This is a genomic window from Sorangium sp. So ce145, assembly GCF_051525985.1.
Classification (GTDB): Bacteria; Myxococcota_A; Polyangia; order Polyangiales; family Polyangiaceae; genus Sorangium; species Sorangium cellulosum_B.
In genome coordinates, this window is sequence record NZ_CP150315.1 from 4209015 (window position 1) to 4234627 (window position 25613).

Sequence of the window (25613 nt, forward strand, 5' to 3'; positions counted from 1 at the left end):
TCGCCACACCGGGCGGCTGAGAGGCGGCCGAGCTCCGCGATGGAGGTGGCCCTCGGGCGATCGAGCGGGCAATCTTCGGCGGCGCGGCGGTGATCCTCGCGAAGCGCGGATCCGGTCGCGCCGTGGCCGAGCGCGTTGCGCGGGCGTACGACGCCCGATCCGGGTTCACCCCGAGGGTGCTCGTCCCGATGGCGTGAGCACTCGCTCGCGAGCTCTGCTGTTCGTGACACGTACTTCCTGTCAGGTACGTTCCTTGTATTGCCCCTCCCGGGCGGCACGCTCGTGCACATCAACCGCGCCGCGGCCGCCACCGAGGAGGACAAGCATGAGCCCGAAACGGCGGCCGGACGTCGTCTGCTTCTCGCACCTGCGCTGGAGCTTCGTCTTCCAGCGCCCGCAACACCTCCTCTCGCGCTGCGCGCGCACGCGACGCGTGTTCTTCTTCGAGGAGCCGGTGTGGAGCGACGGGCCGCCGCGGATCGAGGCCGCGTCCGTCGATCGCCACGGCGTGCGCGTCGTCACGCCGCACCTCCCGTCTGGCCTCGACGATGCGCGGATCCACGCGCTGCAGCGCGATCTCGTCGACGACATGCTCGATCGCTTCGGCATCGACGATCACGTGCTCTGGTACTACACGCCGATGGCGCTCCTGTTCTCGCGGCACCTCGCGGCCAGGGCGGTCGTGTACGACTGCATGGACGAGCTCTCCGCTTTCGCCGGCGCGCCGCCCGCGCTCAAGCATCACGAGGCCGAGCTGCTCCGCCGCGCCGACGTTGTCTTCACGGGAGGGCGCAGCCTCTACGAGTCCAAGAGGGCGCTGCACGCGAACGTGCACCTGCTCCCGAGCAGCGTCGACGTCGCCCACTTCTCGGCGGCGCGCCGGCCGCTCGCGCCGCCCGCCGATCAGGCCACGATTCCGGGCCCGCGGCTCGGCTACTTCGGCGTCATCGACGAGCGCATGGATCTCGATCTCATCGCCGGCGTGGCCGCCGCCCGGCCCGGGTGGCACCTCGTCTTCGTCGGTCCGGTCGTGAAGATCGATCCGGCGAGCCTGCCGCGCGCGCCCAACATTCACTATCTCGGCAAGAAGACCTACGAGGAGCTGCCCGCCTACCTCGCGGGCTGGGACGTGGCGCTCCTCCCGTTCGCGCGCAACGAGGCCACGCGGTTCATCAGCCCCACCAAGACGCCGGAGTACCTCGCGGGCGGCAAGCCCGTCGTCTCCACGTCGATCCGCGATGTCGTCCGGCCCTACGGCGAGCTCGGCCTCGCGCGCATCGCGGACACCGCGGGCGATTTCGTGGCCGCCGTCGAGGCGTACCTCGCCGAGGACCACGCCGCGCGGCTCGCGCGGGCCGACGCGCTGCTCGCACAGGGATCGTGGGACGCGACATGGTCGAAGATCGAGAAGCTCCTCGACGGCGTGCTGATGGTGGCCCGGCGCCCGGCGGCGCGGCAGGGCGCCGATGTTTGACTATCTCATCGTCGGCGCCGGCTTCGCCGGCTGCGTGCTCGCCGAGCGGCTCGCGCGCGGCTCGGGCAAGAAGGTGGTGCTCTGCGATGTCCGCCCGCACATCGGCGGCAACGCCTATGATCACCACGACGCCGCCGGCGTGCTTGTGCACAGGTACGGCCCCCACGTCTTCCACACGAGCTCGCGGGAGGTCTTCGAGTACCTCTCGCGGTTCACCGAGTGGCGCCCGTACCAGCACCGCGTGCGCGCCTGGGTGGACGGGCAGCTCGTCCCCATCCCCATCAACCTCGACACCATCAACCAGCTCTACGGCCTGCGCCTGAGCGCGCCCGAGGTGGAGGCGTTCCTCGCCTCCCGCGCCGTGCGACGCGAGCAGATCCGCACCAGCGAGGACGTGATCGTCAGCAAGGTCGGCGTCGAGCTCTACGAGAAGTTCTTCAAGCACTACACCCGGAAGCAGTGGGGACTCGACCCGTCCGAGCTCGACGCCGCCGTGACCGCGCGCGTGCCGGTGCGGAGCAACCGCGACGATCGGTACTTCACCGACACCTACCAGGCCATGCCGCTCCACGGCTTCACGCGCATGTTCGAGCGGATGGTCGATCACCCGAACATCAAGATCCTGCTCAACGCCTCGTTTCGCGAGATGCAGAGCGAGATCCCTCATCGCGAGGTGATCTTCACCGGCCCCGTCGACGCCTTCTTCGACCATCGCTTCGGGAAGCTGCCGTATCGATCCCTGGAGTTCCACTTCGAGACCAAGGATCAAGAGAGGTACCAGGACGCGCCGGTCATCAACTATCCGAACGAGAACCCCTATACCCGGGTCACCGAGTTCAAGTACCTCACGGGCCAGGTGCACCCGAAGACGACCATCGTCTACGAGATCCCGAAGGGCGAGGGCGATCCGTATTACCCCGTGCCGCGGCCGGAGAACGCGGCCCTCTACCGCAAGTACGAGGAGCTCGCCAAAGAGACGCCCGGCGTCCACTTCGCCGGGCGGCTCGGGACCTATCGCTACTACAACATGGACCAGGTGGTGGCGCAGGCGCTCACCCTCTATGGCAAGCTAGCCGGCGTGCCGAACCGACAGCTCGCCGCGGCCAAGGCGGCTTGAGCATGGCCGAAGAGGCGAGGGCGCACCTCGAGATCTGGGGCGGCGTGGAGTGCACGGTCAACCGCGTCGGCGACGTGGTTCACCACCAGCTCGAGCGGAGCGGGCACGCGCGCCGCCTCGAGGATCTCGATCGCTTCGCCGCGCTCGGGATCCAGGCGCTGCGCATGCCCGTGCTCTGGGAGCAGACGGCGCCCGATCGGCCGGAGCGCGTGGACTTCGGCTGGGCCGACGCGCGGATCGAGCGGCTTCGGGAGCTCGCCGTGCGGCCCATCATCGGGCTCGTCCACCACGGCAGCGGCCCGCGTTACACGAGCCTCGTCGATCCGGGCTTCTCCGAGGGGCTCGCCCGCTTCGCCCGCGCGGCGGCCGAGCGCTATCCGTGGGTCACCGACTGGACGCCGGTGAACGAGCCGCTCACGACGGCCCGCTTCTCGGGCCTCTACGGGCACTGGTACCCGCACGGCCGCGATCCGCGCACGTTCGTGCGCGCGCTGCTCATCCAGTGCCGCGCGATCGCGCTCGCCATGCGCGCCATCCGGGAGGTGATCCCCCGGGCGCGCCTGATCCAGACCGAGGACGTCGGCAAGACGATGAGCACGCCGCTGCTCGCCTACCAGGCCGAGCACGAGAATCACCGGCGCTGGCTCAGCTTCGATCTGCTCACGGGGCGCGTGGACGGCGAGCACCCGCTGTTTCCGCTGCTCCTCGGGTGGGGCGCCTCGCCCGCCGAGCTCGCGTGGTTCGTCGAGGAACCATGTCCGCCGGACATCCTCGGCATCAACTACTACATCACGAGCGAGCGCTTCCTCGACGAGCGGCTGGCCTCTTACCCCGCCTGGTCGCACGGCGGAAATGGCAAGCACGCGTATGCCGATGTCGAGGCCGTGCGCGCGGTCGCCGGAGGCATCGACGGGCACCGCGCGCGGCTCCAGGAGGCCTGGGATCGCTACCGCCGGCCCGTGGCGATCAGCGAGGTGCACCTCGGCGGGCCGCGCGAGGAGCAGCTCCGATGGCTGGTCGAGGCGTTCCGCGCCGCAGAGGCGGCGCGCGCGGCGGGCGTGGACGTGCGCGCGGTCACCGCGTGGTCGTTGCTCGGCTGCTTCGACTGGAGATGCCTCGTCACCGAGGAGCGCGGGCACTACGAGCCGGGCGTGTTCGACGTGCGCGGCCCCGAGCCGCGGTCCACGGCGCTCGCGCGGCTGGTCTCCGCGCTCGCGCGCGGCGATCGCTTCGATCACCCCGTGCTCGCCCCGCCGGGCTGGTGGCGGCGCCCGGAGCGGCTGACGTACGGTCCGGCCGCGGCCGCGGCCGTCGCGCCCGCGTCCGAGGCTGACGCCGCCGGCCCGCCCATCCTGATCACCGGCGCGAAGGGGACGCTCGGCCGCGCGTTCGCGCGCCTGTGCGCGCTGCGCGGCCTGCCCCATCGCACGATCGGGCGCGACGAGATGGACATCGCCGATCCCGCGTCGGTCGAGCGCGCCCTCGATCGGCTCGCCCCGTGGGCGGTCGTCAACACGGCGGGGTTCGTGCGTGTCGACGAGGCCGAGCGCGAGCCGCACCGCTGCGAGCGCGAGAACGCGCTGGGGCCCGCCGTGCTCGCGATCGCGTGCCGCCGGCGTGACGCGCGGCTCGTCACCTTCTCGGCCGATCTGGTCTTCGACGGCGCGCAGCGCTCGCCGTACGTGGAGACCGATCCCGCGCGGCCGCTCAACGTCTACGGGCGAAGCAAGGCGACGGCGGAGTGGAACGTCCTCGCGATCCTCCCGGAGGCGCTGGTGGTGCGGACGGCCGCGTTCTTCGGTCCCTGGGACGAAGCGAACTTCGTCGGCGCCGCGCTCCGCGCCCTCGGCGAGGGCCGGAGCTTCCACGCGGCGGACGACGTGATCGTCTCGCCGACCTATGTTCCGGATCTCGTGCACGCGACCCTCGATCTGCTGATCGACGGCGAGCGCGGCATCTGGCACCTCGCCAACCGGGACGCCACGAGCTGGGCGGAGCTCGCCTCGCGCAGCGCGGCGCTCGCGCGCGTCCCCGCGACGCGGCTCGTGCGCTGCCCGAGCCGCGCGCTCGGCCTGGCCGCGCCGCGCCCGCGGTACAGCGCGCTCGGGAGCGGCCGCGGGCTCTTGTTGCCGTCGCTCGACGACGCGCTCGCGCGCTACGTCGCGGAGCGTGACCCCCGGCCACGAAGTTAGGAGGTCTCATGCGCATCCTGGTCACCGGCGGACCCGGCCACATGGGCAGCGCGATCACCGAAGAGCTCGTCGCGCGCGGCCACGACGTCGCGGATCTGGCCGAGATCCTTGGCTCAGCGTTCAGCTGGAAGCTCGCCCGGCGACGCGAAGGCGGCGCTCGTCCGGCAGCTTGATCTCGCGCACGCCGCGGTTCACGAGCAGCGGCGCCGAGGAGGCGGAAGCGTGGCCGCGATCGCGTTCGAGCATGTGTACAAGCGCTACCAGGGGAGCGCGCCCATCGTGGAGGACCTGTCGCTGCGCATCGAGGACGGCGAGCTCCTCGTGCTCGTCGGGCCTTCCGGGTGCGGCAAGTCGACGACGCTCCGGATGATCGCGGGCCTCGAGGACGTCGACGGCGGGACGCTCTCCATCGGCGGCCGCGTGGTCAACGACGTGCCCCCGAAGCAGCGCGACGTCGCCATGGTCTTCCAGAGCTACGCGCTCTACCCGCACATGACGTGCTTCGAGAACATGGCCTTCGCGCTCGCGCTCCGCCGCGTGCCGCGCGGCGAGGTGAAGCGCCGCGTGGAGGCCACGGCGCGCGCGCTGGCGATCGATCACCTCCTCGATCGCAAGCCGCGGGCTCTCTCGGGCGGCCAGCAGCAGCGCGTGGCCATCGGGCGCGCCATCGTGCGCGAGCCCGGCGTGCTGCTCATGGACGAGCCGCTCTCGAACCTCGACGCCGCGCTGCGCAGCTCGATGCGCGCCGAGCTGCGCCGCCTGCATCGTCGCCTCGGAACGACGCTCGTGTACGTGACCCACGATCAGACGGAGGCGCTCACGCTCGGGGAGCGGATCGCCGTCCTCCGCGGAGGCGCGCTCCTCCAGCACGACAGCCCGCTGCAGCTCTACGACCGGCCGGCGAACGTCTTCGTCGCGACGTTCATCGGCTCACCGCCGATGAACCTGATCCCCGCCGAGCTCCGCCTCGACGGCCCGACCTCGGTGCTCTCGGCGCCCAGCGTGCGGCTCGCGCTGCCGAGGACGCCGGAGCACCGCGAGGGCCGGGTGATCGCCGGCGTCCGGCCCGAGCACCTCGGCCCCGCGCCCGCCGGCGCTTCGCTCGGCGTGCAGGGCGATGTCGAGATGGTCGAGGTGATGGGGTTCGAGTCGTACGTCCACCTGCGCGTCGGCGACGCCGCGATCGTGTCCCGCTGGTCGGATCGCGGCACGACGCCGGCCGTCGGCGCGCGCGTGACGCTGGGCGCCGCGCCGGAGCACGTCCACCTGTTCGATCCGCGCACCGAGGAGCGGGTCTGAGATGGCCCGTCGCGCGCTCTGGCTCGTGGTCTGGTGCGCGTCCATCTCGCCCGCCGGATGCGCCTCGAAGGCCGATGCCCCGCCGCAGGTCGCGCGCACCACCATCACCTTCGTCGGCTGGGGGATGCCGGAGGAGCGGGCCATCATGCGGTCGGCGCTCGCCGCCTTCGAGCGGATCCACCCGGAGATCCACGTCGAGTACACGCAGGTGCCCGGCGTCGGCTACGACTACCTCAACAAGCTCCGGCTGATGATCGTGGCGAAGCGCGCGCCCGACGTCTTCTACGTTCCCGACGGCGCGTTCGGCGAGATGGTCAGTCAGGGCGTCTTGCGCGACATCGACGGTCTCGTGCAGGAGAGTCGGACCCTCGACCTCGCCGACATCTGGCCGACCGCCCTGGACCGCTATCGGTGGAATGGCCGCGTCCTCCACGAGGGCAGCCTGTACGCGCTGCCGAAGGACATCGGCCCCACGGTGCTCTACTACAACAAGGACGCGCTGCGCCGCCGCGGCGTCCCCGCGCCGGATCCCGAGGTGCCGATGACCTGGGACCAGGCCATCGCCGCCTTTCGCGCGCTCACGTACCGCGAAGGCTATGTCCAGCACTGGGGGATCACCGGATATCCCTACGAAGCCGCGGTGTGGTCCGCGGGCGGCGAGATCGTGGACGCGGAGAAGCGCCGGTGGCTCATGGACTCCGACGTGTCGATGGACGCGGTGCAGTGGTGCGCGGATCTGGCCCTCCGCCATCACGTGGCGCCCAACCTCGCCCGCGGCGGCGGCGCCGGGCAGAGCGAGCTCTTCGAGGCCGGGCTCGTCGCCATGCACATCGATGGTCGCTGGATGGTCCCGCGTTATCGCCGGATGCGCTTCGACTGGGATGTCGCGCCGGTGCCGGTCCCGAAGCCGGGCATGACCTCGGTGAGCTGGTCTGGCTCCGTGGGGCTCGCCGTCAGCGCCGCGAGCCGGCGCATCGCCGAGGCGTTCACGTTGATCGAGTACCTGGCCGGCCCCGAGGGACAACGCGAGCTGGCCCGATCCGGGCTCCAGGTGCCCAATCAGCGATCGGTCGCCGCGACCGCCGCTTTCCTCCAGCCCGGGCAGCGGCCGGCCCACGCCGAGGTCTTCCTGCGCGCCGCCGAGACGAGCCGTCCGAGCCCAGAGACCGAGCTGCCCAACGCCTTCTGGCACGAGGTGTTCTCGAGCTTCCTCCCCCAGGTCTGGCGCGGCGAGCGGCGCGCGCGCGAGCTGCTCCCGGCCCTCGCGCCGATCGTCGTGCAAACCATGCGGGAGAACAACCCCGGACCGGAGGCGGCGCGTTGAAGAAGCAGATACCGCGCGCCCGCGCCGAGGCGCGCTGGGGTTGTGCGTTCGTGGCGGTCCCCGTGCTCGGCTTCGTCGTGTTCGCGCTCGGCCCGATGCTGGCGTCGCTCTACCTGAGCTTCACCCGCTTCGAGGTGCTCACGCCGCCGCGCTGGGTCGGCCTCGATAACTACGCTCGCCTCTTCGCCCGGGATTTCTTCGTCTGGCGGACGCTCGCCAACACGGCCTTTTACCTCCTCGGCATCCCGATCGGCATCGCCATCTCCCTCTTGCTCGCGCTCCTGTTGAACCAGAAGCTCAGGCTCGAGGGGCTCTTCCGCACCGTCTATTTCATCCCCTCCGTGTGCTCGATCGTGGCCGCGGCGCTGCTCTGGAAGTGGATCTACAACGCCGATTACGGGCTCATCAACACGTACCTCCGCGCCCTCGGCGTCGCCGACCCGCCCGCGTGGCTCTCGAGCCCGCGCCTGGTCAAGCCCGCGCTCGTCGTGATGGGGATCTGGAGCGGGCTCGGCTACAACATGGTCCTCTTCCTGGCCGCGCTCCAGGGCGTGCCGCGATCGCTGCTCGAAGCCGCGGAGCTCGACGGGGCGAACGCCTGGCAGCGCTTCCGGCACGTGACCCTGCCGGCCATCAGCCCGATGACGTTCTTCATCGCCGTCACCAGCGTCATCGGCGGGCTGCAGAGCTTCGATCAGGTCTACGTGATGACGCGCGGCGGCCCGGAGTTCCGCTCGGCGACGTTCATGCTCTATCTCTACCTCACCGGCTTTCAGTACTTCCAGATGGGTTATGCGTCGGCGATGGCCTGGGTGCTCGGCGCGCTCGTGATGATCGTGACCGTGCTCCAGTTCCGCCTCGCCCGGCGCTGGGTGCACGATGAGTAGCGGCCGGAGGTCCCGAGGGCGACGCGCGCTCCGGCTCCTCTCCTATGCCGTCCTCGCGCTGGTGGCCGTCTTCGTGCTCGCGCCCTTCGCGTTCATGATCAGCACCAGCGTGAAGCCGGCGGACGAGATCTACGCGGTCCCGATCCGCTGGATCCCGGCCCGCCCGACGCTCGCCAACTACCGGCAAGCCTTCGCCGAGATCGACATCCTCCGCGGCACCTGGAACACGCTCCTCATCGCCGTCCCCTCGACCCTCGGCGGCCTCCTCACCGCCTCGTTCGCCGGCTACGCCTTCGCGAAGCTCCGTTTTCCGGGGCGCGACGCGATCTTCGCCGCGCTCCTGTCGACGATGATGCTGCCGGGCGTGGTCACGTTGATCCCGCAGTTCGTGGGCTTCGCCCGGATCGGCTGGATCGACACCTACTATCCGCTCATCGTGCCGGGCGCGACGGGCAGCGCGGTCGCGATCTTCCTGATGCGGCAGTACTTCGCGAGCATTCCGGACGAGCTCATCGAGGCCGCGACGCTGGACGGCGCGAACCCTTTCCAGACGTTCACGCGGGTGGTCTTCCCCCTCGCTGGGCCGGCCGTCGCGACGCTCGCGGTCCTTGGGCTCAAGGCCGCCTGGAACGACTACTTCGGGCCGCTCGTCTACATCACCTCTCCGCGGAAGATGAACATCCAGCAGATGATCGCCGGCACCCAGAACGCCTACGGCGGCGAGCCGGCCGTGCTCATGGCGGGCGCCTCCCTCGCGATGTTGCCGCTCGTGGTGCTCTTCCTGTTCGCGCAGCGGTACTTCGTGGAGGGGCTCGCGCGGACCGGGCTCAAGCGCTGAACCACGACCTTGCCCGGAAAGCCGACCCCCTTCGGCGAGCCCTGGCACGCCGCGCTGGGCCGCCGCCGCACGGCCCGGGTCGCGGCGCGAGAGCATCCCTCCAGGTCTGCAATCGACCATCTCAGGATCGAAAGCTTCAGGGGTTCCCTTACGGGTAAGTCCTTGAAACAAGTGCGGAGAAGCCCTGGCCCGTGTCCTGCTAAGTGACCACGGCAGAGCGCCCGTGACGGCTCCCCCCCCGCCGTCGAATGGGCGCTCTGTTTTTTGTGGGCCGGCGCGAGGAGCCCGCGCTGGGCCGCTGAGGTTACGGGTCCGCGCCCCCACCGCGCGCCGCGCAGCGCTTGGCGAGCAGCTCAGCGATGGCCTCTGTGTCGGCCGGCTTGGTCAAGTGAAGATCGAAGCCGGCGCGCCGCGCCTCGGCCTTGTCCTCGTCGCGTCCGTAGCCGGAGAGCGCCACGAGCAGGCAGCCCGCCGTCCCGTGCTCCCGGCGCGCCCTTCGGAGCTGCTCCAGAGCCGCTCGCAGGCTCTCCACATTCTCAGGCACCACCGAACTCTCCGCGCTCATGCCACCCCGATCGACGCGACCCGAAGCATTCCTCGAGCGCGAGCGCCGCGCAGCGGCTCGTCAGACCGGGGCTGAAGCGGCGCTCGCCCCGAGTGCATCCGTCAGGTCTGCAAGCGGCGATCTCAGGATCGAAAGCTTCAGGGGCTTCCTGATGGGTAAGTCCTTGAAAAAGGTGCGGAAAGGCCCTGGCCCGTGTCCTGCTAGATAACCACGGCAGAGCGCCCGTGACGGCTTCCCCCCCCGCCGTCGAATGGGCGCTCTGTTTTTTGTGGGCCGGCGCGAGAGGGCGCGAGGAGCGCCCGGCGAGACGCTCGGCCGCTGCGGCTACGGATCCTCGGTGACGAGGACGATCGCGAGGCCGTCGTATCCCTTGCTGCCCACGGTCTGGATCGCCGTCGCGCTCACGCGTCGCTCGGCGGCGAGCAGCTTGTTCAGGCGGCGCACCCCCTGGACGTTGGGATCGGCGCTCTCGGGGTCGATGACCGCCCCCTTGCGCACGACGTTGTCGATCACGATGACGCTGCCGCGGCGGGAGAGCTTGAGCGCCCACGCGAAGTAGTCGGGATTGCTCGGCTTGTCGGCGTCGATGAAGATGAGGTCGAACGGGCCGCGGCCCTCCGCGGCGAGCTTTGGCAGCGTGTCCAGCGCTCGCCCCAGGCGCAGCTCGACGATGTCGGCCAGCCCGGCGCGATCGAGGTTCGCGCGGGCGACCTCGGCGTGCTTCGGCTCCGACTCCAGCGTGATCAGGCGGCCGCCGGCGGGCAGCGCCCGCGCGAGCCAGATCGTGCTGTAACCCCCGAGCGTGCCGATCTCCAGGATGGCTCGCGCCCCCTGGATCAGCGCCAGGAGATGCAGCAGCTTGCCCTGATTCGGCGCGACGTTGATCGGCGGCAGGCCGGCCGCGGCGCTGGCCGCGAGCGCCGCATCGAGCGCGGCGTCGGACGGCACGAGCAGATCGGTGAGGTAGCGATCGACGGCGGACCATTGCTCCTGAGCCATGAAAATCATCCTCCTCACGTCGGGCGACCCCCGTCGCCTCGCACAGGTGAGTTGAGCGCCAAGTGTTGAACTTTACTGCATGTATCGGCGATGCTGAGCGCCCTCGCAGGGGCGCCTCGCCGCCAGGTCAAACGTTGGATGTTTGTCCGTTATAACAGATGTCTGGGGTGAGCGCAGCCCTCGCCGCCGCGCGGGGCTCGTCCTTCGTCCTACCGCGGCACGAGGACGCGGACGTCCCAGGGCGCGAGGTCCAGCGCGAGGGCGCCGGCCCGGAGGTGCGCGCCGGCGCCGCTCAGCGCGTCGCGCAGGCCGCCTCGCGCGTGGGCGGCGAACGGCTCCGGGACGGTGAGCCGCTTCCTCACCGATCGCTCGCTGAAGTTCAGGACCACGAGCGCGAAGCGAGACGCGTCGTCGCCGTGCCTGACATAGGCGAAGACCTCGTCGTCCGGCCCCCCGGCGTGCACCGTGTGGTGCCCCGGCGACCGGAGCGCCGCGACGCCGCGCCTGAGCCGGATCAGCTGCTCGTAATGCCGCGCCAGCTGGCCGCGCGGGGGCCGTGAGACCGGGGCGAGGCCGCCGTAAGGCTCGTACTCGGCGCCGAGCTCGTCGAACGTGTAGACGCACGGGATCCCCGGCAACGTCAGCAGCGCCGCCGCGGCGACGCGCGTCAGCCCCGGCCCGTGGCGGGTGACGAAGCGCGCGCCCGTGTCGTTGTTGTTGATGAACCTGAGCGTGCGCTCGGGGCGCTCGGCGCGCGCGGCGGTGGCGGCGAGCGCCGCGCCGAGCCGGGCCGCGATGCCCCGCGGCGCGCCGAACACGTCTTTCCAGGCCCAGTGTCCGAGCTCCTCGGTCCAGTCATACGCCGCGTCGAACCCGTTCCGCAGGTAGTACGGATCGCGCGCCGAGGCCTCGGCGATCAGCGCGACATGCGGGCCCACGCGCCGGAGCTCGGCGGCCCAGGGGGACCAGAGCTCGCCCCGCCGCTGCTTGATGCCCCACGCGGCGTCGACGCGATAGCCATCGATGTCGAACCGGCGCACCCAGTGCAGCGACGCCTCGAGCATCCAGCGCGCCACCTCGGCGCTGTCGTAGTTCAGGTTCGGCAGGTGCTTCCAGTCGAAGTAATGCGTCGGTTCGCCTCCTTCGTCGCGATCGTAGAAGGCGAAGCTGTGCGCGCGGCGCATGCGCCGCTCGGCTTCCCGGAAATACGGGTGCTCGGCCGAGGTGTGGTTGGGCACGAGATCGAGCAGCACGCGCAGGCCGCGCCGGTGCGCGTCGTCCACGAGCTCGCGGAGATCTTGCTCGGTCCCGTAGTCGGGGCGCACGCTGAAGTAATCGGTGACGGCATACCCGAAGTCGCCCTCGGGCGCGGCGAAGAGTGGAGATAGCCAGATCGCCGTGACGCCGAGCCGCTCGATCGCGGGGAGGGCGGCGCGGACGCTCCGGAGCGGCGGATCGCCGAAGAACGGCGGCACGACGCCGTAGAGGACGGCGTCGTCGATCCACGCCGGTGCGGCCCTGCCGGAGGCGGCCTCGAGCGGCGGCGCGACACGCGCGGCGTCGCCTCGGCCGCGCTCGTCGCGCACCCTGAGCTCGTAGAGCGCCTGATCGCCGGCGTCGGGCGCCGGCAGCTCGAGGCGAGCGCCCTGTCCGAGCGGCTCCGGCGCCGCGCCGCCGCGCAGGCGGAGCCAGTCGAAGGCGACGATCTCGGCGCGGGAGCGCTCGCTGGGCTCGCTGCTCGTCGCGTCGAGGACGAGCTTGCCGCCGGCCAGCGCGGCGCGGGCGCGGGCGCGCGGCGTGTCCTCCAGCCGGACGCGGTAGGTGACGGGCGGAGAGTCCAGGTCACCCGCGCTCGCCTCCCGGCAGCGCGCGACGATCTCGTTCTCGCCCTCGCGCAGCGGGACGTCCGCGAAGAACCGCTGCTGCTCGATCGCCGCGGGGAACACGTCGCCGCCCACCCGGATCGCGCAGTCCTCCAGCGTGCCCGCTCCGGCGAGGGCGCCCTGGACGCGCGCGCTGAAGGCCCAGACGTCGGCATCGCCCGCGTGCAGCTCCAGCCGGGCTTGCGCCGCCGCGGAGGGGCGCGGCGAACCCGAGGGGATGACCGATTCGCACGAGGGGGCCGCCAGGAGCAGCGCGGCAGCCCATCCGAGGCGGGTGAGCGGCCGCGCGTGACGCGATGGGCCTGGGGCGCGCTGCCGAGGGGCGCCCGCGGCCGCGCCGATCGGTACGACCGGTCCAGAGAGAGATGCACGGGGAGAGGAGGCGGCGGTCGAGCGGAGGAGGCGTCTCAGCATGGGGGCGATGCGGCAAGCGGGGGAGCCCCTCTATTCCAGATCCACCCCTGGCGATCGCCGAAGCGCCGGGAGCGCGGAGGTTTTACGTCGTGATCTTCTCTCTCTCCTCCATGTCCGCCGTGTCGTGGCATCCACGGCGGCGCATTCCCGTGCTGGGGCTTCCCCTGCGCCTCCTCGCGCCAGGATCAGGCGGCGGCGTAAAGGCGGCTGCGGCCCCGGGCGCGCAGGACGAGCGGGACGCCGCCCGAGGGGCTCAGCGTCAGGTTGCGGCGCACGGGGCGGGGCGGACGCTCGTCGAGCAGGCGGAACTCCCATGCTGACAGCGCCACGCCGAGCACGATCTTCATCTCGAACATCGCGAAGGCCGCGCCGATGCAGCGGCGGTGTCCGCCGCCGAAAGGCAGGTACTCGAACGGGGAGAACTTTCGCTCCAGGAAGCGCTCTGGCCTGAACCGGGACGGCTCGGGGTAGAGCTCGGGGTGGTGGTGCACGAGCAGGATGCAGGGCGCCACCCCCGTTCCCGGCAGGAGCTCGTGCTCGCCGAGGCGGAACGGCTGCGCCAGGAGGCGCGGCGACTCGGTGACGATCGGATAGACGCGCAGCGCCTCCTTGCACACGGCGTCCAGGTAGGGCAGGGCAGCCAGGCGCTCGGGGTCGGGCTCCGGGCCGAGGGCGTCGATCTCGTCGCGGAGGCGCGCGAGGACGCCGGGGTGGCGGTGCACGTGATCGAGGGCCCACGCCAGGGCGAGCGCCGTGGTCTCGTGCCCGGCGAACAGCAGCGTCCGGAGCTCGTCGAAGATGGCCTGATCGCTCATGCGCGATCCGTCGTCGTAACGGGCCGAGACCATGAGGCTCAGGATGTCGTCGCCCGGCGCCGCGCGCGCCCGCTCGATCTGCGCCCGGAACAGGGCGTCCAGCTCGCCGACGCGCCGGCGGAAGCGCGCGTAGGGGCCGAGGCCGCCGAGCTCCCGCTGCAAGGGCGGCAGGAAGGTCAGCGCCGGGGTCAGCGCGTCGGTCATGGCGACGACGGCCCGAGCGAACGCGCTCGTTCGAGACGGCTCCTCCACGCCGAAGACGGCGCGGATGATGACGTCGAGCGAGATCGCCTGCGTGAGCTCCTGGGCGACGGCGCGGGGCGCGCGCGCCGCCTCGGTGAGCCGGCGCGCGGCGGTGTCCGCCATCGCCGCCGCGTAGGCGCGCATGCGATCGCCGTGGAACGGCGGCGTCAGCAGCTTCCGCTCGCGCCTGTGGCGCTCGTCCGAGAGCATGAGCAGCGAGTGCTCCCCCACGAGCGGCGCGATCGCCTTGGTGGCGAAGGGAAGGAAGGTCTCGGGCGGCGCCGTCAACACGTCCTGCACCGTCCTGGGGCCTCCGGCGATCACGACATCGCCGCTGACCACGGGGACGTTGAAGACATCGCCGTAGGTGGCGGCGCAATGCGTGAGGAACTCGAACGGACGGGTGAGGAACTTGTAGGTCGTAAGAAGTCGGCTGCGCGGGCCTCGGGGCAACTGGCTCATGGCGTACCTCGGCGGGGGCTCGACCCCGGGGGCGCGCGGCGCCTCACCGGGATCGACGCAAGGATGGGCTCGGCGCGCCGCTGCGGCAGCGGCGTCGGGCGCCAATGTTGCGACGGAAGGCGCCAGGCGGGGGCGCGCCGCGCGGTGTCCGTCCGACCAAGGCCCTCGTGACCACCCCGTCGGGGTCGGCCGGCGCTACCGCGCTCACTTTCCGAAGAGCCCGCGTGGGTCGTTGCTGGTGGCTTTTTATGATTTATGCAATATTCGTGCCATGCATATGGCTGCGGCCGGCGACGTTTTTTTGACGGATGCACCGATGAGTTTCGCGCGCTTCGGCAGTCGACCTTCCGAACCCGTTCCGCGGCAGCGCCCGCATTGGGCGAGGCCCATTCCCGATGACCATGGAGATGTCCCCATGACCCGGATCGAATTGCCCCGCGTCGTGTCGCGCGCCGAGTGGCTGGAGGCGCGCAAGGCGCTGCTCGCCCGCGAGAAAGAGCTGACGAGAGCGCGCGATCGGCTCAACGCGGATCGCCGGCGAATGCCGATGGTCGAGGTGACCGAGCCGTACGAGTTCTCGGGCGCCCACGGCAAGCTGCGCCTGCTCGATCTGTTCGAGGGCCGGCAGCAGCTCATCGTCTATCATTTCATGTGGCTGTTCGAGGACGACGGCACACCCAAGGATCGCGGCTGCCCGAGCTGCTCGGGCTTCGCCGATCAGATCTCGAAGGGCCACCTGCGGCACTGGCACAACGTCGGCACCACGTTCGCGCTCATCTCGCGCGGTCCCTGGGAGAAGATCGCGCCGTTCAAGGCGCGGATGGGCTGGCACGTGCCCTGGTACTCGTCCGCGGGCAGCCGCTTCAACCACGACTACCACGTCACGCTGGACGAGTCGGTCGCGCCCGTGGAGTACAACTACCGAACGCCCGTCGAGCACGAGCAGGCGGGATCCGCTTATTACCTGGGGGGCAAACAGCCCTTCGATCTGCACGGGCTGAGCTGCTTCCTGCGCGACGGCGAGCGCGTGTACCACACCTACTCGACGTACGGGCGCGGCACGGAGTCGACGGGCGGCTCGTACTATTCCCTCGATCTGACCGCGCTCGGGCGCCAGGAGGAATGGGAAGAGCCCAAGGGGCGCAGCACCGGGCTGGGCGCCAAGGCCGGCGACGAGCGCATCCGCTACCCCGACGAGCAGGAGGACCTGTCCGACTCGAGCGGCGCGCGGCCCGCCGCCGGCGCTCCCGAGGCGGACGACTGTTGCTCACGGATGCGGCGCTGAACCGCGGGTCCCTCGCCGCACCCGGGGAAAGCGCGACGCCCGAGCGGCCTCGCTCGCCGTGGGCATGAGGGAACGCCGCTCACCGCGCATCGAACCTCACGTCCAGGTCCGGGTACTTGCGGGCAAGGTACTCCAGCGCCAGCCACGTGTGGCAGTGCCGGACGTCGGGCTGGCGCGCCGTGGGGCAGTTGCAGCCGAGGAACACGTCACCTTGCCGGGCCTCCCGCGCCAGCGCGTCGAAGTGCTCCCGTTGCTCCGCAAACCGCCTGTCGAGCACCGCATAGTAGGCGGCGCGAAACCTCTTGAAGCCAGCTTGCGAGGGATCCGACAGGAACTCTTCGACGATCTCCGGGGTGGTCCTCAGGACGTGGTGCGTGTGTTTGCGCGTGTCGTACCGCTTGCCTTCTGGCAGCGGATCGTCCTCCCGACGGTGCCCGCGGACGATCTGGTAGCGTGCAAGCATAGGTGCTCATTCCTCCTTTCGTTCGTCGTTTGCATGCGTCGGCCGTGAGGTGTCATGGCGGTCCGGACGGAGCGCAACACGCGCCGCTCACCGCGGCGCCGGCGCGCGCGCCACGCGGCCGCCCACGACCACCATGTCGACCTTCGTGTCGACGAGCGAGCGATCGGGCGAGAGATCGCGGCCGAGGACGGTCAGATCGGCCACGTAGCCAGGCGCGATCCGGCCCCGCTGGCCCTCGGCGAAGGCCGCGTACGCGGGCGCCTCGGTGAAGGCCAGGAGCGCCTCGTCGAGGTCGAGCCGCTCCTCGGGCATCCACCCGCCCGGGGGGTGGCCCGAGAGATCCTGCCGGGTCACGGCGGCATGGATGCCGAGCAGCGGAGAGGCGTCCTCCACCGGGAAATCCGAGCCGAACACGAGGCGGGCGCCCGACGACAAGAGCGACCGCCAGGCATACGCGCCCTTCAGGCGATGGGCGCCGAGCCGTGCGGGCGCCCAGGGCATGTCGCTCGTCGCGTGGGTCGGCTGCATCGAGGCGATCACCCCGAGCGCCGCGAAGCGCGGCAGATCGTCGGGCGAGAGGATCTGCGCGTGCTCCACCCGGAACCGGAGCGCCGCCGCCCGCCCCGGGCCGAGCGCCTCGAAGGCGTCGAGCACGGCGCGGTTGGCGCGGTCGCCGATCGCGTGCACCGCGAGCTGGAAGCCCGCGTCCGCGACGAGCCGCGCCGCGCGCGCGAGCGCCTCGCGATCCATCAGCAGGAGCCCGCTCGTCGAGGGCTCGTCCGCGTATGGCGCGAGCAGCGCCGCGCCGCGCGAGCCGAGCGCGCCGTCCGCGAAGAGCTTGACCCCGCGCAGGACGAACATCGCCGTGCCTTTCGGGTCCACGTCGGGCGCGCGCGCCTTCAGCCCCTCGAGGTTCCCGTCGCCCGCGAGGTACGCGGTAACGCGGATCGGCAGCCGCCCGGAGGCGGCGAGCGCGCGGTAGACGGCCGCGGTCTCGTCGTCGATGCCCATCTCGTGCACGCCCGTGAGCCCGGACGAGAGCGCCGCCTCGGCCGCGCGCAGGATGCGCCGCTCGCGCACGGCGGGCGGGTCGGCCGGGACCTTGGCCTCGATGAGGCCCATCGCGTTGTCGATGAAGACGCCCGTCGGCTCGCCCGCGGCGTCGCGCAGGACGCGCCCGCCCGGCGGATCCGGCGTGCCTCGGCCGACCCCGGCCGCGCGCATCGCCGCCGCGTTCGCCCAGAGCGCGTGCCCGTCGACGCGGCGCAACGCCACCGGGTGCTCCGGCGCCGCCGCGTCGAGCGGGGCGTGCGTGGGGAACGCGGCGCCCGGCCAGAGGTTCTGGTCCCAGCCGCGCCCGGTGATCCACTCGGCCGTCGAGCGGGCCTTCGCCGCCTCGGCCACGATCGCCGCCGCGTCCTCGGCGCTCTTCGCGCCGCGCACGCTCAGCGTCTCCAGCGCGACCCCGAGCCCGTAAAGATGGGCATGCCCGTCGACGAGCCCGGGCACGATCGCGCGCCCCGGCAGCTCCTCGACGCGCGTCCCCGGCCCGACGAAGGCCTTCGCGCCGGCCGCGCTGCCCACGAACACGATCCGCTCGCCGCGCACGGCGACCGCCTCGGCGCGCGGGTTCCCGGGGTCCATGGTCCGGACGACGCTGGCCGTGATCACGAGATCTGCGGGCGCCGAGGGCGCCGCCGTCGCGGCGAGCAGGCCCGGCGAGGCACAGCCGGGGGCGAGGCTGCCGAAGAGGCTCAGGAGCGTCGCTCGGAGCGCGTTCGACATGAGCGCCACCCTAGCACCCGCATGGGGCGCGCAACGGCGGGCAGGGGGCTACCAGAGGCTCAGCGTGACCGCGACGGTCAGCAGCGGCAGCGGCGCGAGCACCGCGACGAAGAAGACGAGGACGTCGATCTGCGCAATCCGGGCGCTCCCTCGCTCGAGCAGCCCGGCCTGCTCTCCTGCGATGAGCTCGGCGCCGGAGAGAGCCCCTCCGCGGTACGTGCCCGCGGACGTCGGTCCGAGGACCACCACCGGTCCGGGCGGCAAGCCGCGGTCTGCGGCGCGCACGGGAGGCGAGCCGTCCGCGAAGTCGAGCCAGCCGTTTTCCGCGAGCACCGCGGCCCTTGCGCCCGCGATCCGCGCGAGGGCGCGGCGGGCGCGCCAGCGATAACGGAGCAGCGCCGCGGAGAGCAGCGCTCCGCAGGCGGCGACGGCGATCGCGCGCCGGTGGGCGCCGAGCATGTCTGCGACGAGGCGCATGGACGCGGGCATCGCGACGAACCGCGGCGCCGCGAGGACGACCGGACCTGCTTCGCCGCCGCGATGGGCATCGTAGATCGCTCCGTCGAGCACGAGCAGCTGGCTCAGCTCGCGGCCCTTGGCGAACAGAGACGCTTCGCGAACGAGCGGCGACGCCTGGCGGATGACGAGAGAATCGCGGGGATTGACCCAGCCCGGCTGCTGCCGGCACGCCTCGGGGTCGACCATCGTGTACGTGCCGCGCTGAGATAGCCACGTCACGAGGAGAGCGTCGAAAGGCCTCCCGGCCTCCTCCACATCGAGAAAACACCTCTCGGACAGGCTCGGGCACAACCGGCGCACGCCCAGCCGGCCGATGGTCACGTCGTGGATGCGCGTCACGAGCGGCGGTCCGGACGGGTCCGACAAGCCCTCGTCGATCATCGAGGGCCCCCCCTCGACGGGCGGGACGACTCCGATGGTCGGAAGGGACGCGATGTGATCCTCCGGATCGGGCTCTCGCACGGCGTGAGCGGTCGATACGGCAATGAGGCCCGTGGCCAGCGCGAGGACGGCGACGCTCGCCGCGTGGAGAGCGCGCGGCGGCACGCGGACCATGGTGGTCGTCATGGCAGCGAAGAACACCGCCCCGAGGGCGCCGGCGAGGGCGGACAGGAGCCCGAACGGGCGCCCGATCATCGGCAACCACGCTCGCCATGCGTACCAGGAAGGGGGGATGTCGGGGCACGTCATCCCATCCCGGGTCATGCGGTAGACAAGGTACGCGAGCGGAAAAACGAAGAGGGGAAGAGAGACGCGCAGCGCAGGGCTGCGGGCCGCGGCGGCGACGCAGAGGAGCGCGGCGAGCAAGCCCGCCTCCATCACGAACCACGGGACGGCCACTTCCTTGCCCGCGAGGACGGCGAGCACGACGCAGGGGCCGACCAGGACACCCACGCACGCGGCGTGGACCCTCGGAGGGGCCGACGAGAAAGAGGGGGGATGATCGCCCGGTGCCAGCATCAACGCTCCTCGAGCTTCACCGAGGCGCCCTGCCCACGGCAGGACCACCCGGGCGCCGAGGAGCGCGCCGCACGCCGCGCGCCTCGGAGAAACGCGCCTCGGCCTGCATGTCCGACGATCCCATGGGGCGCCGATCGCCGTCAAGGAGGCCGCCGGATCGCGACGGACGGGCGCTCGACTCCTCGGGCTCGTGCATCGAAGGCGCCGCGCTCCCTTCACGGGGTGCGGGACGTGGGCGGCGCGGGCGGCGCCGACCCGTCGAACGAGCACAGAGCTTGAGCCGGCCGTGGCCTCCCGGGCCAGAGAGCACCTGAGAAGACACGTGGTGGAGGCTCGCGCCGCCGGCGTGGGGGCTCTGACCTCCACCGCGCCGCGCGGGCGCCCCCCCGGCGCCGCGCGGTGGCGCGCGAACACCCCGAAAGAGGCCGTCTTTCCAGCGGATCCCGGGCGTGCTGGGGGCGGCCCGAAGCGCCCCGACAACCTGGCCTGCCGGTTGCTCTATCGGGATGCGACGCCGCGAGACAGCGACGAGGGCCACCTGGACGACTCGGTATCACCAGAGGCCGCCGAGACGCGATCTCGTGAGCGTGAACCCTGACACAAGGATACACCACCATGAAGCTCAAGAACCTGCTCCTCTGCTCGCTCATCTCGTCCTTCTCGCTCGTCGGCTGCATCGCCGAGCCGCTCGACGGCGACAGCGCCGATGAGGGCGCGAGCGACGCAGCCGAGGTCGTGGGTGAGGGCGCAGAGGCGATCATCGGTCCTGGCGGCGAGGACGGCGGCGGCCCGGTCACGAAGACCGTGAACCTCTCGTGCTCGATCACCTATCCCAGCATCTTCAACCCGAACGCGGCGATCAAGAACACCTCGCTCTTTGGCGTTCCGGAGGATGCGAAGATCACCTTCACGGTCACGCACTACTACGGCGATCCTGGGCCCTACACCCGCTCGGTCACTGGGCCGCTCGCCAAGGGGCAGACCAAGCTCGTCCCCCTCTCGCACCCCGGCGCGCTCGACGCCTACGGCTGCACCGCCAAGGCCACCTGGTCCATCATCGACTGAACCCGACCCTGCTGGTTCCTTTTCGGGAAAATTCACAGGGAGGCGGGGAGACGGGGAGTAGAATCCCATCAGTCTCCCCGCCTCCCCGCCTCCCTGTTCAATTGCTTTTCTTTTTTTTTTTTTTTATGATGCCAACAAATGAGAGGAATTGTCAGGTTCGGAACGAGGTATCGACGACCGGGCACGGCGCACCGCGCGATGTCGCCTCTCATTTCTCTGCTTCGGTGCTGCAGGTGATGTTGATCCACCCTCGACGGCCTTCGATCGCGCCGCCGATGAACCGGAGCGGCCATGGGTGCTCCGAGGGCATGCAGCGCCACTGCGACACGAGCTCCGGCACCTCGGTCGCGCAGAAGCCGCTCGGGCATCCAGGACAGTCGAGCGAATGCCGGCAGCGCTCCAGGTCGGCGCCGGCGAGCTGCACGACCTCGCAGCGGCGCAGCTCCTTGCCGCCGCGCTCGACGAACGTCGGCTGCCCGTCCGGATCGTGCCGACCGCGCGCGGCATCGCAGCGCTCGAGATCGGCCTGATCGATCATGACCTTGCAAGCGACCACGCCTCCGGCGTCCACGGCGAGCGGGTGGGCCTGGCAGATGAAGCCGCAATCGGCAAAACCCGGGTGAAGCAGCATGTCCCACGTCTGCTGATCGTCGCAGCGCGAGGCGATCGGCTCCGCGCGCACGAGCTCGCTCCACGCCGCGAGTCGCCCGCTGCCTTCGTCGATGGCGCTACAGGTCGAATCGCGCGTGGTGAAAGGCCCGGCCACCTCCGTGTCCAGGGTCATCGACAGCGCTGTCTGGCTGGGTACCTCGTCGGCGACGGGCCCGGGCCCCTCGTCGTCGCGCGTGCTCGCGACGAGCAGCCTCGCGATCCTGTCCTGGGGCAGCGACCTGACGAGGGCTACCTCCGCCTCCCCCACGGGGGCGCGCGCGCCCGTGACGAGCTCCAGCGCACGCCTGGCCGTCCGTAGCGGGAGGTACTCCTCCCCGGGCTCGGCGAGCCGCTGACCCAGCGCCTCCGTCACGCCTGCCATCACCGCCTCGACCTCCTCCTCGCGCGAGGTCTGCGTGGTCCACGCGAGCGAGGGGATTTCCCTCGATGTGACGAGCGCCGCAGCGTCGGGCGCGCTCGGCCGCGCGACGACCACCCGGAGCTCGCCGGAGTGCCACTGGGCCGGATCCGGGCTGCCGCATGTTCCCCACCGCGATTCGATCACGGCAAGGAGGCCCGCGCGCACGCTCTGGGCGACGCGCTCGCGGAGCTGCGCGGCTTCGGCCGTGTCCGCGTCATCGACGACCAGCACGATGACCTGCGGGCTCTCGTTGATGAGCCCTCCGTCGAGGACCAGCTGCGAGGTTGTCCGGGGGTCCACCGCCACCGGATCCGTGCCGCACGCCGCGGCGGCGAGCGTCAACCATGCGAGATGGAGAGACCTCATTTGCCACATCATGGGTGGTATTGGCAACACGCGTACCCGTGAGGGGACTGCTCTCCAGGCGGAGAAGAGCGCTATTCCCGCGGTATCCGAAGGAGGCCAAGCGCGCTCCATGCCAACGCGGCGGCGCGCGGCGCCAACCCAGTTGCTCAACCCGAGCGAACCGCTCCCTCCCGGAATGGTGACGCTGGATCCGCAACTTGTCCGCGCATCGAAGGAGCCCGTCCACGACACGCTGGGCGACGCCGCGCGCCCGTTTCCCAGCGGATTGCACGACATCGCCGGCGGGGGCGGAGCGCGGCCGTCGCTCAAACTCCCAGCTTCGGGCGCTGGGCGATGATGAAGTCGACGGCGGCGCGCACGCTGTTCACCTTTGCGTAATCGGCGCGGAAGGTGGCCACGAACGATTTCGCCTCCGGCCAGGCGTCGAGCGTGGGCTCGATCGCCTCGGCCTTCCAGCTGGCGCCGAAGGGGGCCATGAGCAGGAGGCCGAGCTTGAGCCCGCGCAAGCTCTTGAGCAGGAGCGCCGCATCGACGACCTTCTCGCCGCGCGACCTGGTGCGCAGCGTGTGCAAATCGGCGAGCTCCTCGTCGAGGAAGGCCGTGGCGGTGCGCTCGAGCAGCTCGTGCGCCGCGGCCCGCGGCAGCGCGCGCCACACCTCCTCGGGCAGCGACTCGGACTCCTTCAGCGTGAGATCGAGGTGCCCAAGGAGGCTCGGATCAAGCTCTTTTCCAGGCTCGACGAGGCAGGCGAAGAGCCGGAGCACGGTCGAGTACGTGACCTTTGCGCCGCGCGCGCGCAGGTCGTCGAGGCGCGCGAGCTCGGCCTGGGCGAGCGCCACGGTCCCATGCCTGTCCTGGGCCACCGCGCCGGCGATGAGCTTCCGCTGGCCTCTGGGCGAGTCGGGGAGGTCGAGGTTGTCGAGCCGGCGGGGGTCGAGCCAGAGCGCGAGCCGTTCGAGCGGCGAGAGGCCGGCGACGAGCTTCTTCAGGGCTTCCCTGGCCTGGTCGTCGTCCTCGGCGTCGATGCGCTCGCTGGCCCGCCAGAGCGGCAGCTCCACGTCCTCCTCGCCGAAGCGGAGGCGCACCAGCCGATCGCTCGGGAGCCGGGGGCCGAGGCCGATCAGCGCGCGGCGCAGGCCGAGGAAACGGGGCACCGCGTAGGACGCGAAGTCGACGGGGGCGTCGACCTCGCGCTCGGCGGTGAGCTCGAGCAGGCGCCGCGCCATCGGGGAGAGCGCCTCGGGGCGGACCGTCTCGCGCTCGTTCGGCCGAGGCGGGAACAGGAGCGCCAGCCCGAGCGCCACGATCCTCGCGGAGGGGGCGTCCGGGCCCTCGAGCGGCGCGAGCAGGGAGCGCGCGGCCTCCTCGCGCGTGGCCTCGCTCGCGTTCCGGAGGATCGCGAAGGCGCGCTCACGGAGGTTTCCATCCCAGAAGGGCAGGGCGTCGGCCGCCTTGGACTTCAGTCCGAGCGCCTGGCAGAGGCGCAGGAGCCCTCCTTCGGGCAGTCGCTCGAGCGGGGTGCCGAGCGCGAGCGCGAGCGCGGCGACCGAGGCGAGGGGAGCCGAGCGTCCCTTCACGATGCCCGCGAGCAGCGCGTGCGCTTCGGTGTCCTGCTCGCGCGCGAGCCACGCGCCGAGGCAGAGGAAGGCGGCCATGCGCGTCGGCTCCTGCTTCTCGCGCTGTGCGAGCTCGAGCACGGCCGCCCGCGTCGCGCTCGACGGCGCGACGTGGGAGAGGGCGTAGAGGGCGTGGGCGCGGACGTTCGGCGCCGCGTCCCCGAGCCACGCTGCGAACGTGGGCTCGTGGCTGGCGAGGGCCGCGCGCGCGGCGGCGCGCGCTGCGGGGCGCTCCTCGCGCGCTCCCCGGTCCTCGGCCAGGCGGACGCCGAGCCGGAGGGCGTGCAGGTGCACCTTCGGATCCCACGCTGGATCGCCCTTCACGAGGTGGGCGAGGAGCGCGGGAGCTTCGGGCGCACCGGCGGGGTCGGTGGCGAGATCGTCGAGGACGCGGAGCGCGCGCTTCCTGTCGGGCGTCTTGCCGCCGAGCGCCTCGATCAGGCGAGCGATGGGCGCCTCGGCGGGCAGAGCGACCCGGGCGAGCAGGTCGAGCGCCGCGTCCTTGCAGGGCAAGTCGCGCACGAGGCGGAGGGTGCCCCGCGTGTGCTCCGACTCGCAGGCCCGCGCCGCGCGGTGCCAGGCGATCAGCTCCTCGCGGGACTGCCACTGGGTGTGCGCGAGCCGGAGGGCGCGCGGGGCGTCGCCTGGGCCCGGCGGGAAGTCGCCCGTCTCGAGCGCGGCGTCCCAGGTGGGGTGAAAGGCGTCGGCCATGCGGCAGGGCTCGTCGATGAGCTCGTGGAGCCCGAAGCCGGTGGGATCGAGGGGCGCGGGCTCCTGGTTCGGCGAGAAGTCGGGCGCGCCCCGCGCCATCCCCACGAACGAGACGGCGCCGCCCTCCTGGGCGCACCATTCCCACTCGACCTCACGGATCTCGCGGTAGCCACGCCGGGCGGCCTCGGCGAGGTAGCCGTCGCGCTCGGCCTCCGCGCACGGGGCGCCGCGGCGCGCGACCAGGAATGGCGCAAGGCGGAACCAGCGCGGGGGCCGGGCCGAGCGGAAGCCGTCCTGGAACGCCGCTTCGTCGACGTCGCCGAGGTCGGCCGCGGCCCAGCAGGTGAGCATGTCGTCGGGCGCGAAGCCCACGCGCGCGACGCCGCCGGGCACGACCACGAGCTCGTGCCCCGTCTCGGTGTCGCGCAGGACGCCGAGGCCGTCGCTGCCCACGTGGGGCGCGGCGAGCTCGAAGCGCGGTCCGGAAGCCTCCGCGGCGAGGCGCTCCACGAGCTCGGCGAGCACGCGTTCCTTGCCGCCCTTCGACAGGCGCCGCCAGTCGTCGATGTTCGCGAGCGCGGCGACGAGATCGAGGTCGTCCACGGCGGCCGGCGCGGCGATGGCGTCTGGTTTGCCGTTCTTGGTGGGCTTCATCGCGGACTTCGCGGCCTTCCTGGGCGGCAGCGCGTCTCGCCTGGCGGCCTCGTACGCGGCGCGCGCGCTCGGGCTGACGCGCGCTTCGAGCAGGACCTGGTCGTCGTCGGTCAGGGCGCGGGGCGTCTGGAGCGACATCGCGAGCTTCCCGGGCGCCGCCGTCAGGCCCTTGCCGCTCGAGAAGCGCAGGCTGCCGACCAGATCGGTGATGTCGGTGATGGGAGCGACGTTCGCCTCCGCCGTCCACATCGCCGCCTCTGCCTGGGGGAAGCGGAGCGCGGCCACGAGCCAGAGGCGCTCTCCGGGCTGGCGCACCGTGGCCAGGTAGAGCGTGCCTCCCTCGGCGAGGGGCTCGAGGGCGCGGTGTCGGCTCAGGTAGCGATCGAGGGGCAGGACGCTCCCTGGCTCGCACGCCCCGTGTTGCTTCTCGAGGCCGGCGAGCGCGGCGGCGCTGATGATCGCGAGTACGCTTGTCATGAATCGATGCTATCTCGGGCGTCGTACCCAGGAATCGCCTTTTCTTGTGCATGGCACTGTGTTTGCCTGGGGGCGTTCGCCCGATCGGTCGGGCGAGGAGGGTGTAGACCATGCGCAAGCTATGGGCG

The 25613-nt window shown here is 71.6% G+C and carries 19 protein-coding genes; 10 read left to right on the plus strand and 9 right to left on the minus strand.

Annotated elements, in window-relative coordinates:
- The first annotated feature begins 325 nt into the window (after positions 1 to 325).
- From WMF34_RS15915 to WMF34_RS15950, 8 genes are read left to right on the plus strand one after another with little or no spacing between them, the layout of a single operon-like run.
- Positions 326 to 1474: a glycosyltransferase family 1 protein gene (locus tag WMF34_RS15915; protein WP_437993787.1), complete on the plus strand. Its 1149-nt coding sequence runs from the start codon at positions 326 to 328 to the stop codon at positions 1472 to 1474.
- Positions 1467 to 2591, plus strand: a complete 1125-nt coding sequence (gene glf, locus WMF34_RS15920; RefSeq protein WP_012235685.1) for a UDP-galactopyranose mutase — start codon at positions 1467 to 1469, stop codon at positions 2589 to 2591. Before WMF34_RS15915 ends, glf begins: the two co-directional genes overlap by 8 nt.
- 2 nt (positions 2592 to 2593) lie before the next feature.
- On the plus strand, positions 2594 to 4783 hold the full coding sequence (locus WMF34_RS15925) for a sugar nucleotide-binding protein (RefSeq protein ID WP_437993788.1): 2190 nt from the start codon (positions 2594 to 2596) through the stop codon (positions 4781 to 4783).
- Positions 4784 to 4791: 8 nt separating this feature from the next.
- Positions 4792 to 4956 (plus strand): hypothetical protein, encoded by a 165-nt coding sequence (locus tag WMF34_RS15930; RefSeq protein WP_437993789.1) that lies wholly within the window; start codon positions 4792 to 4794, stop codon positions 4954 to 4956.
- 49 nt (positions 4957 to 5005) lie between these two features.
- The gene (locus WMF34_RS15935; protein ID WP_437993790.1) at positions 5006 to 6082 is read left to right on the plus strand and encodes an ABC transporter ATP-binding protein; all 1077 of its coding nucleotides are present in this window, start codon (positions 5006 to 5008) and stop codon (positions 6080 to 6082) included.
- Between the two features lies 1 nt (position 6083).
- Positions 6084 to 7406, plus strand: a complete 1323-nt coding sequence (locus WMF34_RS15940) for an ABC transporter substrate-binding protein (RefSeq protein ID WP_437993791.1) — start codon at positions 6084 to 6086, stop codon at positions 7404 to 7406.
- Positions 7403 to 8293: a carbohydrate ABC transporter permease gene (locus WMF34_RS15945; protein ID WP_012235689.1), complete on the plus strand. Its 891-nt coding sequence runs from the start codon at positions 7403 to 7405 to the stop codon at positions 8291 to 8293. The genes WMF34_RS15940 and WMF34_RS15945 overlap by 4 nt, the downstream gene beginning before the upstream one ends.
- Entirely contained in the window at positions 8286 to 9131 is an 846-nt protein-coding gene (locus tag WMF34_RS15950) for a carbohydrate ABC transporter permease (RefSeq protein ID WP_012235690.1), read from the plus strand. The genes WMF34_RS15945 and WMF34_RS15950 overlap by 8 nt, the downstream gene beginning before the upstream one ends.
- 304 nt (positions 9132 to 9435) lie before the next feature.
- Here WMF34_RS15950 and WMF34_RS15955 read toward each other — a convergent pair whose 3' ends face one another.
- The 4 genes from WMF34_RS15955 to WMF34_RS15970 all read right to left on the minus strand — a co-directional run bounded on the left by WMF34_RS15955 (position 9436) and on the right by WMF34_RS15970 (position 14512).
- Entirely contained in the window at positions 9436 to 9678 is a 243-nt protein-coding gene (locus WMF34_RS15955) for a hypothetical protein (protein ID WP_437993792.1), read from the minus strand.
- Positions 9679 to 10020: 342 nt separating this feature from the next.
- Positions 10021 to 10695, minus strand: a complete 675-nt coding sequence (locus tag WMF34_RS15960) for an O-methyltransferase (protein WP_437993793.1) — start codon at positions 10693 to 10695, stop codon at positions 10021 to 10023.
- Positions 10696 to 10904: 209 nt separating this feature from the next.
- Positions 10905 to 12992, minus strand: a complete 2088-nt coding sequence (locus WMF34_RS15965) for an alpha-amylase family glycosyl hydrolase (protein ID WP_437993794.1) — start codon at positions 12990 to 12992, stop codon at positions 10905 to 10907.
- A 185-nt stretch (positions 12993 to 13177) separates the two neighbouring features.
- On the minus strand, positions 13178 to 14512 hold the full coding sequence (locus tag WMF34_RS15970) for a cytochrome P450 (RefSeq protein ID WP_437993795.1): 1335 nt from the start codon (positions 14510 to 14512) through the stop codon (positions 13178 to 13180).
- A 415-nt stretch (positions 14513 to 14927) separates the two neighbouring features.
- Between WMF34_RS15970 and WMF34_RS15975 the strand changes: the two genes are divergently transcribed.
- The gene (locus WMF34_RS15975; RefSeq protein WP_437993796.1) at positions 14928 to 15797 is read left to right on the plus strand and encodes a DUF899 domain-containing protein; all 870 of its coding nucleotides are present in this window, start codon (positions 14928 to 14930) and stop codon (positions 15795 to 15797) included.
- Between the two features lie 79 nt (positions 15798 to 15876).
- Here the strand turns inward: WMF34_RS15975 and WMF34_RS15980 are convergent, their stop codons facing one another.
- From WMF34_RS15980 to WMF34_RS15990, 3 genes are all read right to left on the minus strand, one after another.
- Positions 15877 to 16260 carry a hypothetical protein gene (locus WMF34_RS15980; protein ID WP_437993797.1) on the minus strand — a complete coding sequence of 128 codons (384 nt, stop codon included), beginning with the start codon at positions 16258 to 16260 and terminating at the stop codon, positions 15877 to 15879.
- Between the two features lie 87 nt (positions 16261 to 16347).
- A complete protein-coding gene (locus WMF34_RS15985) occupies positions 16348 to 18045 on the minus strand; it encodes an amidohydrolase (protein WP_437993798.1) in 1698 nt (565 codons plus the stop codon).
- 48 nt (positions 18046 to 18093) lie between these two features.
- Positions 18094 to 19458 (minus strand): hypothetical protein, encoded by a 1365-nt coding sequence (locus WMF34_RS15990; protein WP_437993799.1) that lies wholly within the window; start codon positions 19456 to 19458, stop codon positions 18094 to 18096.
- Between the two features lie 681 nt (positions 19459 to 20139).
- Here WMF34_RS15990 and WMF34_RS15995 point away from each other — a divergent pair.
- Positions 20140 to 20589 carry a hypothetical protein gene (locus WMF34_RS15995; RefSeq protein ID WP_437993800.1) on the plus strand — a complete coding sequence of 150 codons (450 nt, stop codon included), beginning with the start codon at positions 20140 to 20142 and terminating at the stop codon, positions 20587 to 20589.
- Between the two features lie 208 nt (positions 20590 to 20797).
- On the opposite strand, the gene WMF34_RS16000 is transcribed toward WMF34_RS15995, so the two are convergent.
- On the minus strand, positions 20798 to 22027 hold the full coding sequence (locus WMF34_RS16000) for a hypothetical protein (RefSeq protein WP_437993801.1): 1230 nt from the start codon (positions 22025 to 22027) through the stop codon (positions 20798 to 20800).
- Between the two features lie 305 nt (positions 22028 to 22332).
- Positions 22333 to 25485 (minus strand): hypothetical protein, encoded by a 3153-nt coding sequence (locus WMF34_RS16005; RefSeq protein WP_437993802.1) that lies wholly within the window; start codon positions 25483 to 25485, stop codon positions 22333 to 22335.
- Between the last annotated feature and the right edge of the window lie 128 nt (positions 25486 to 25613).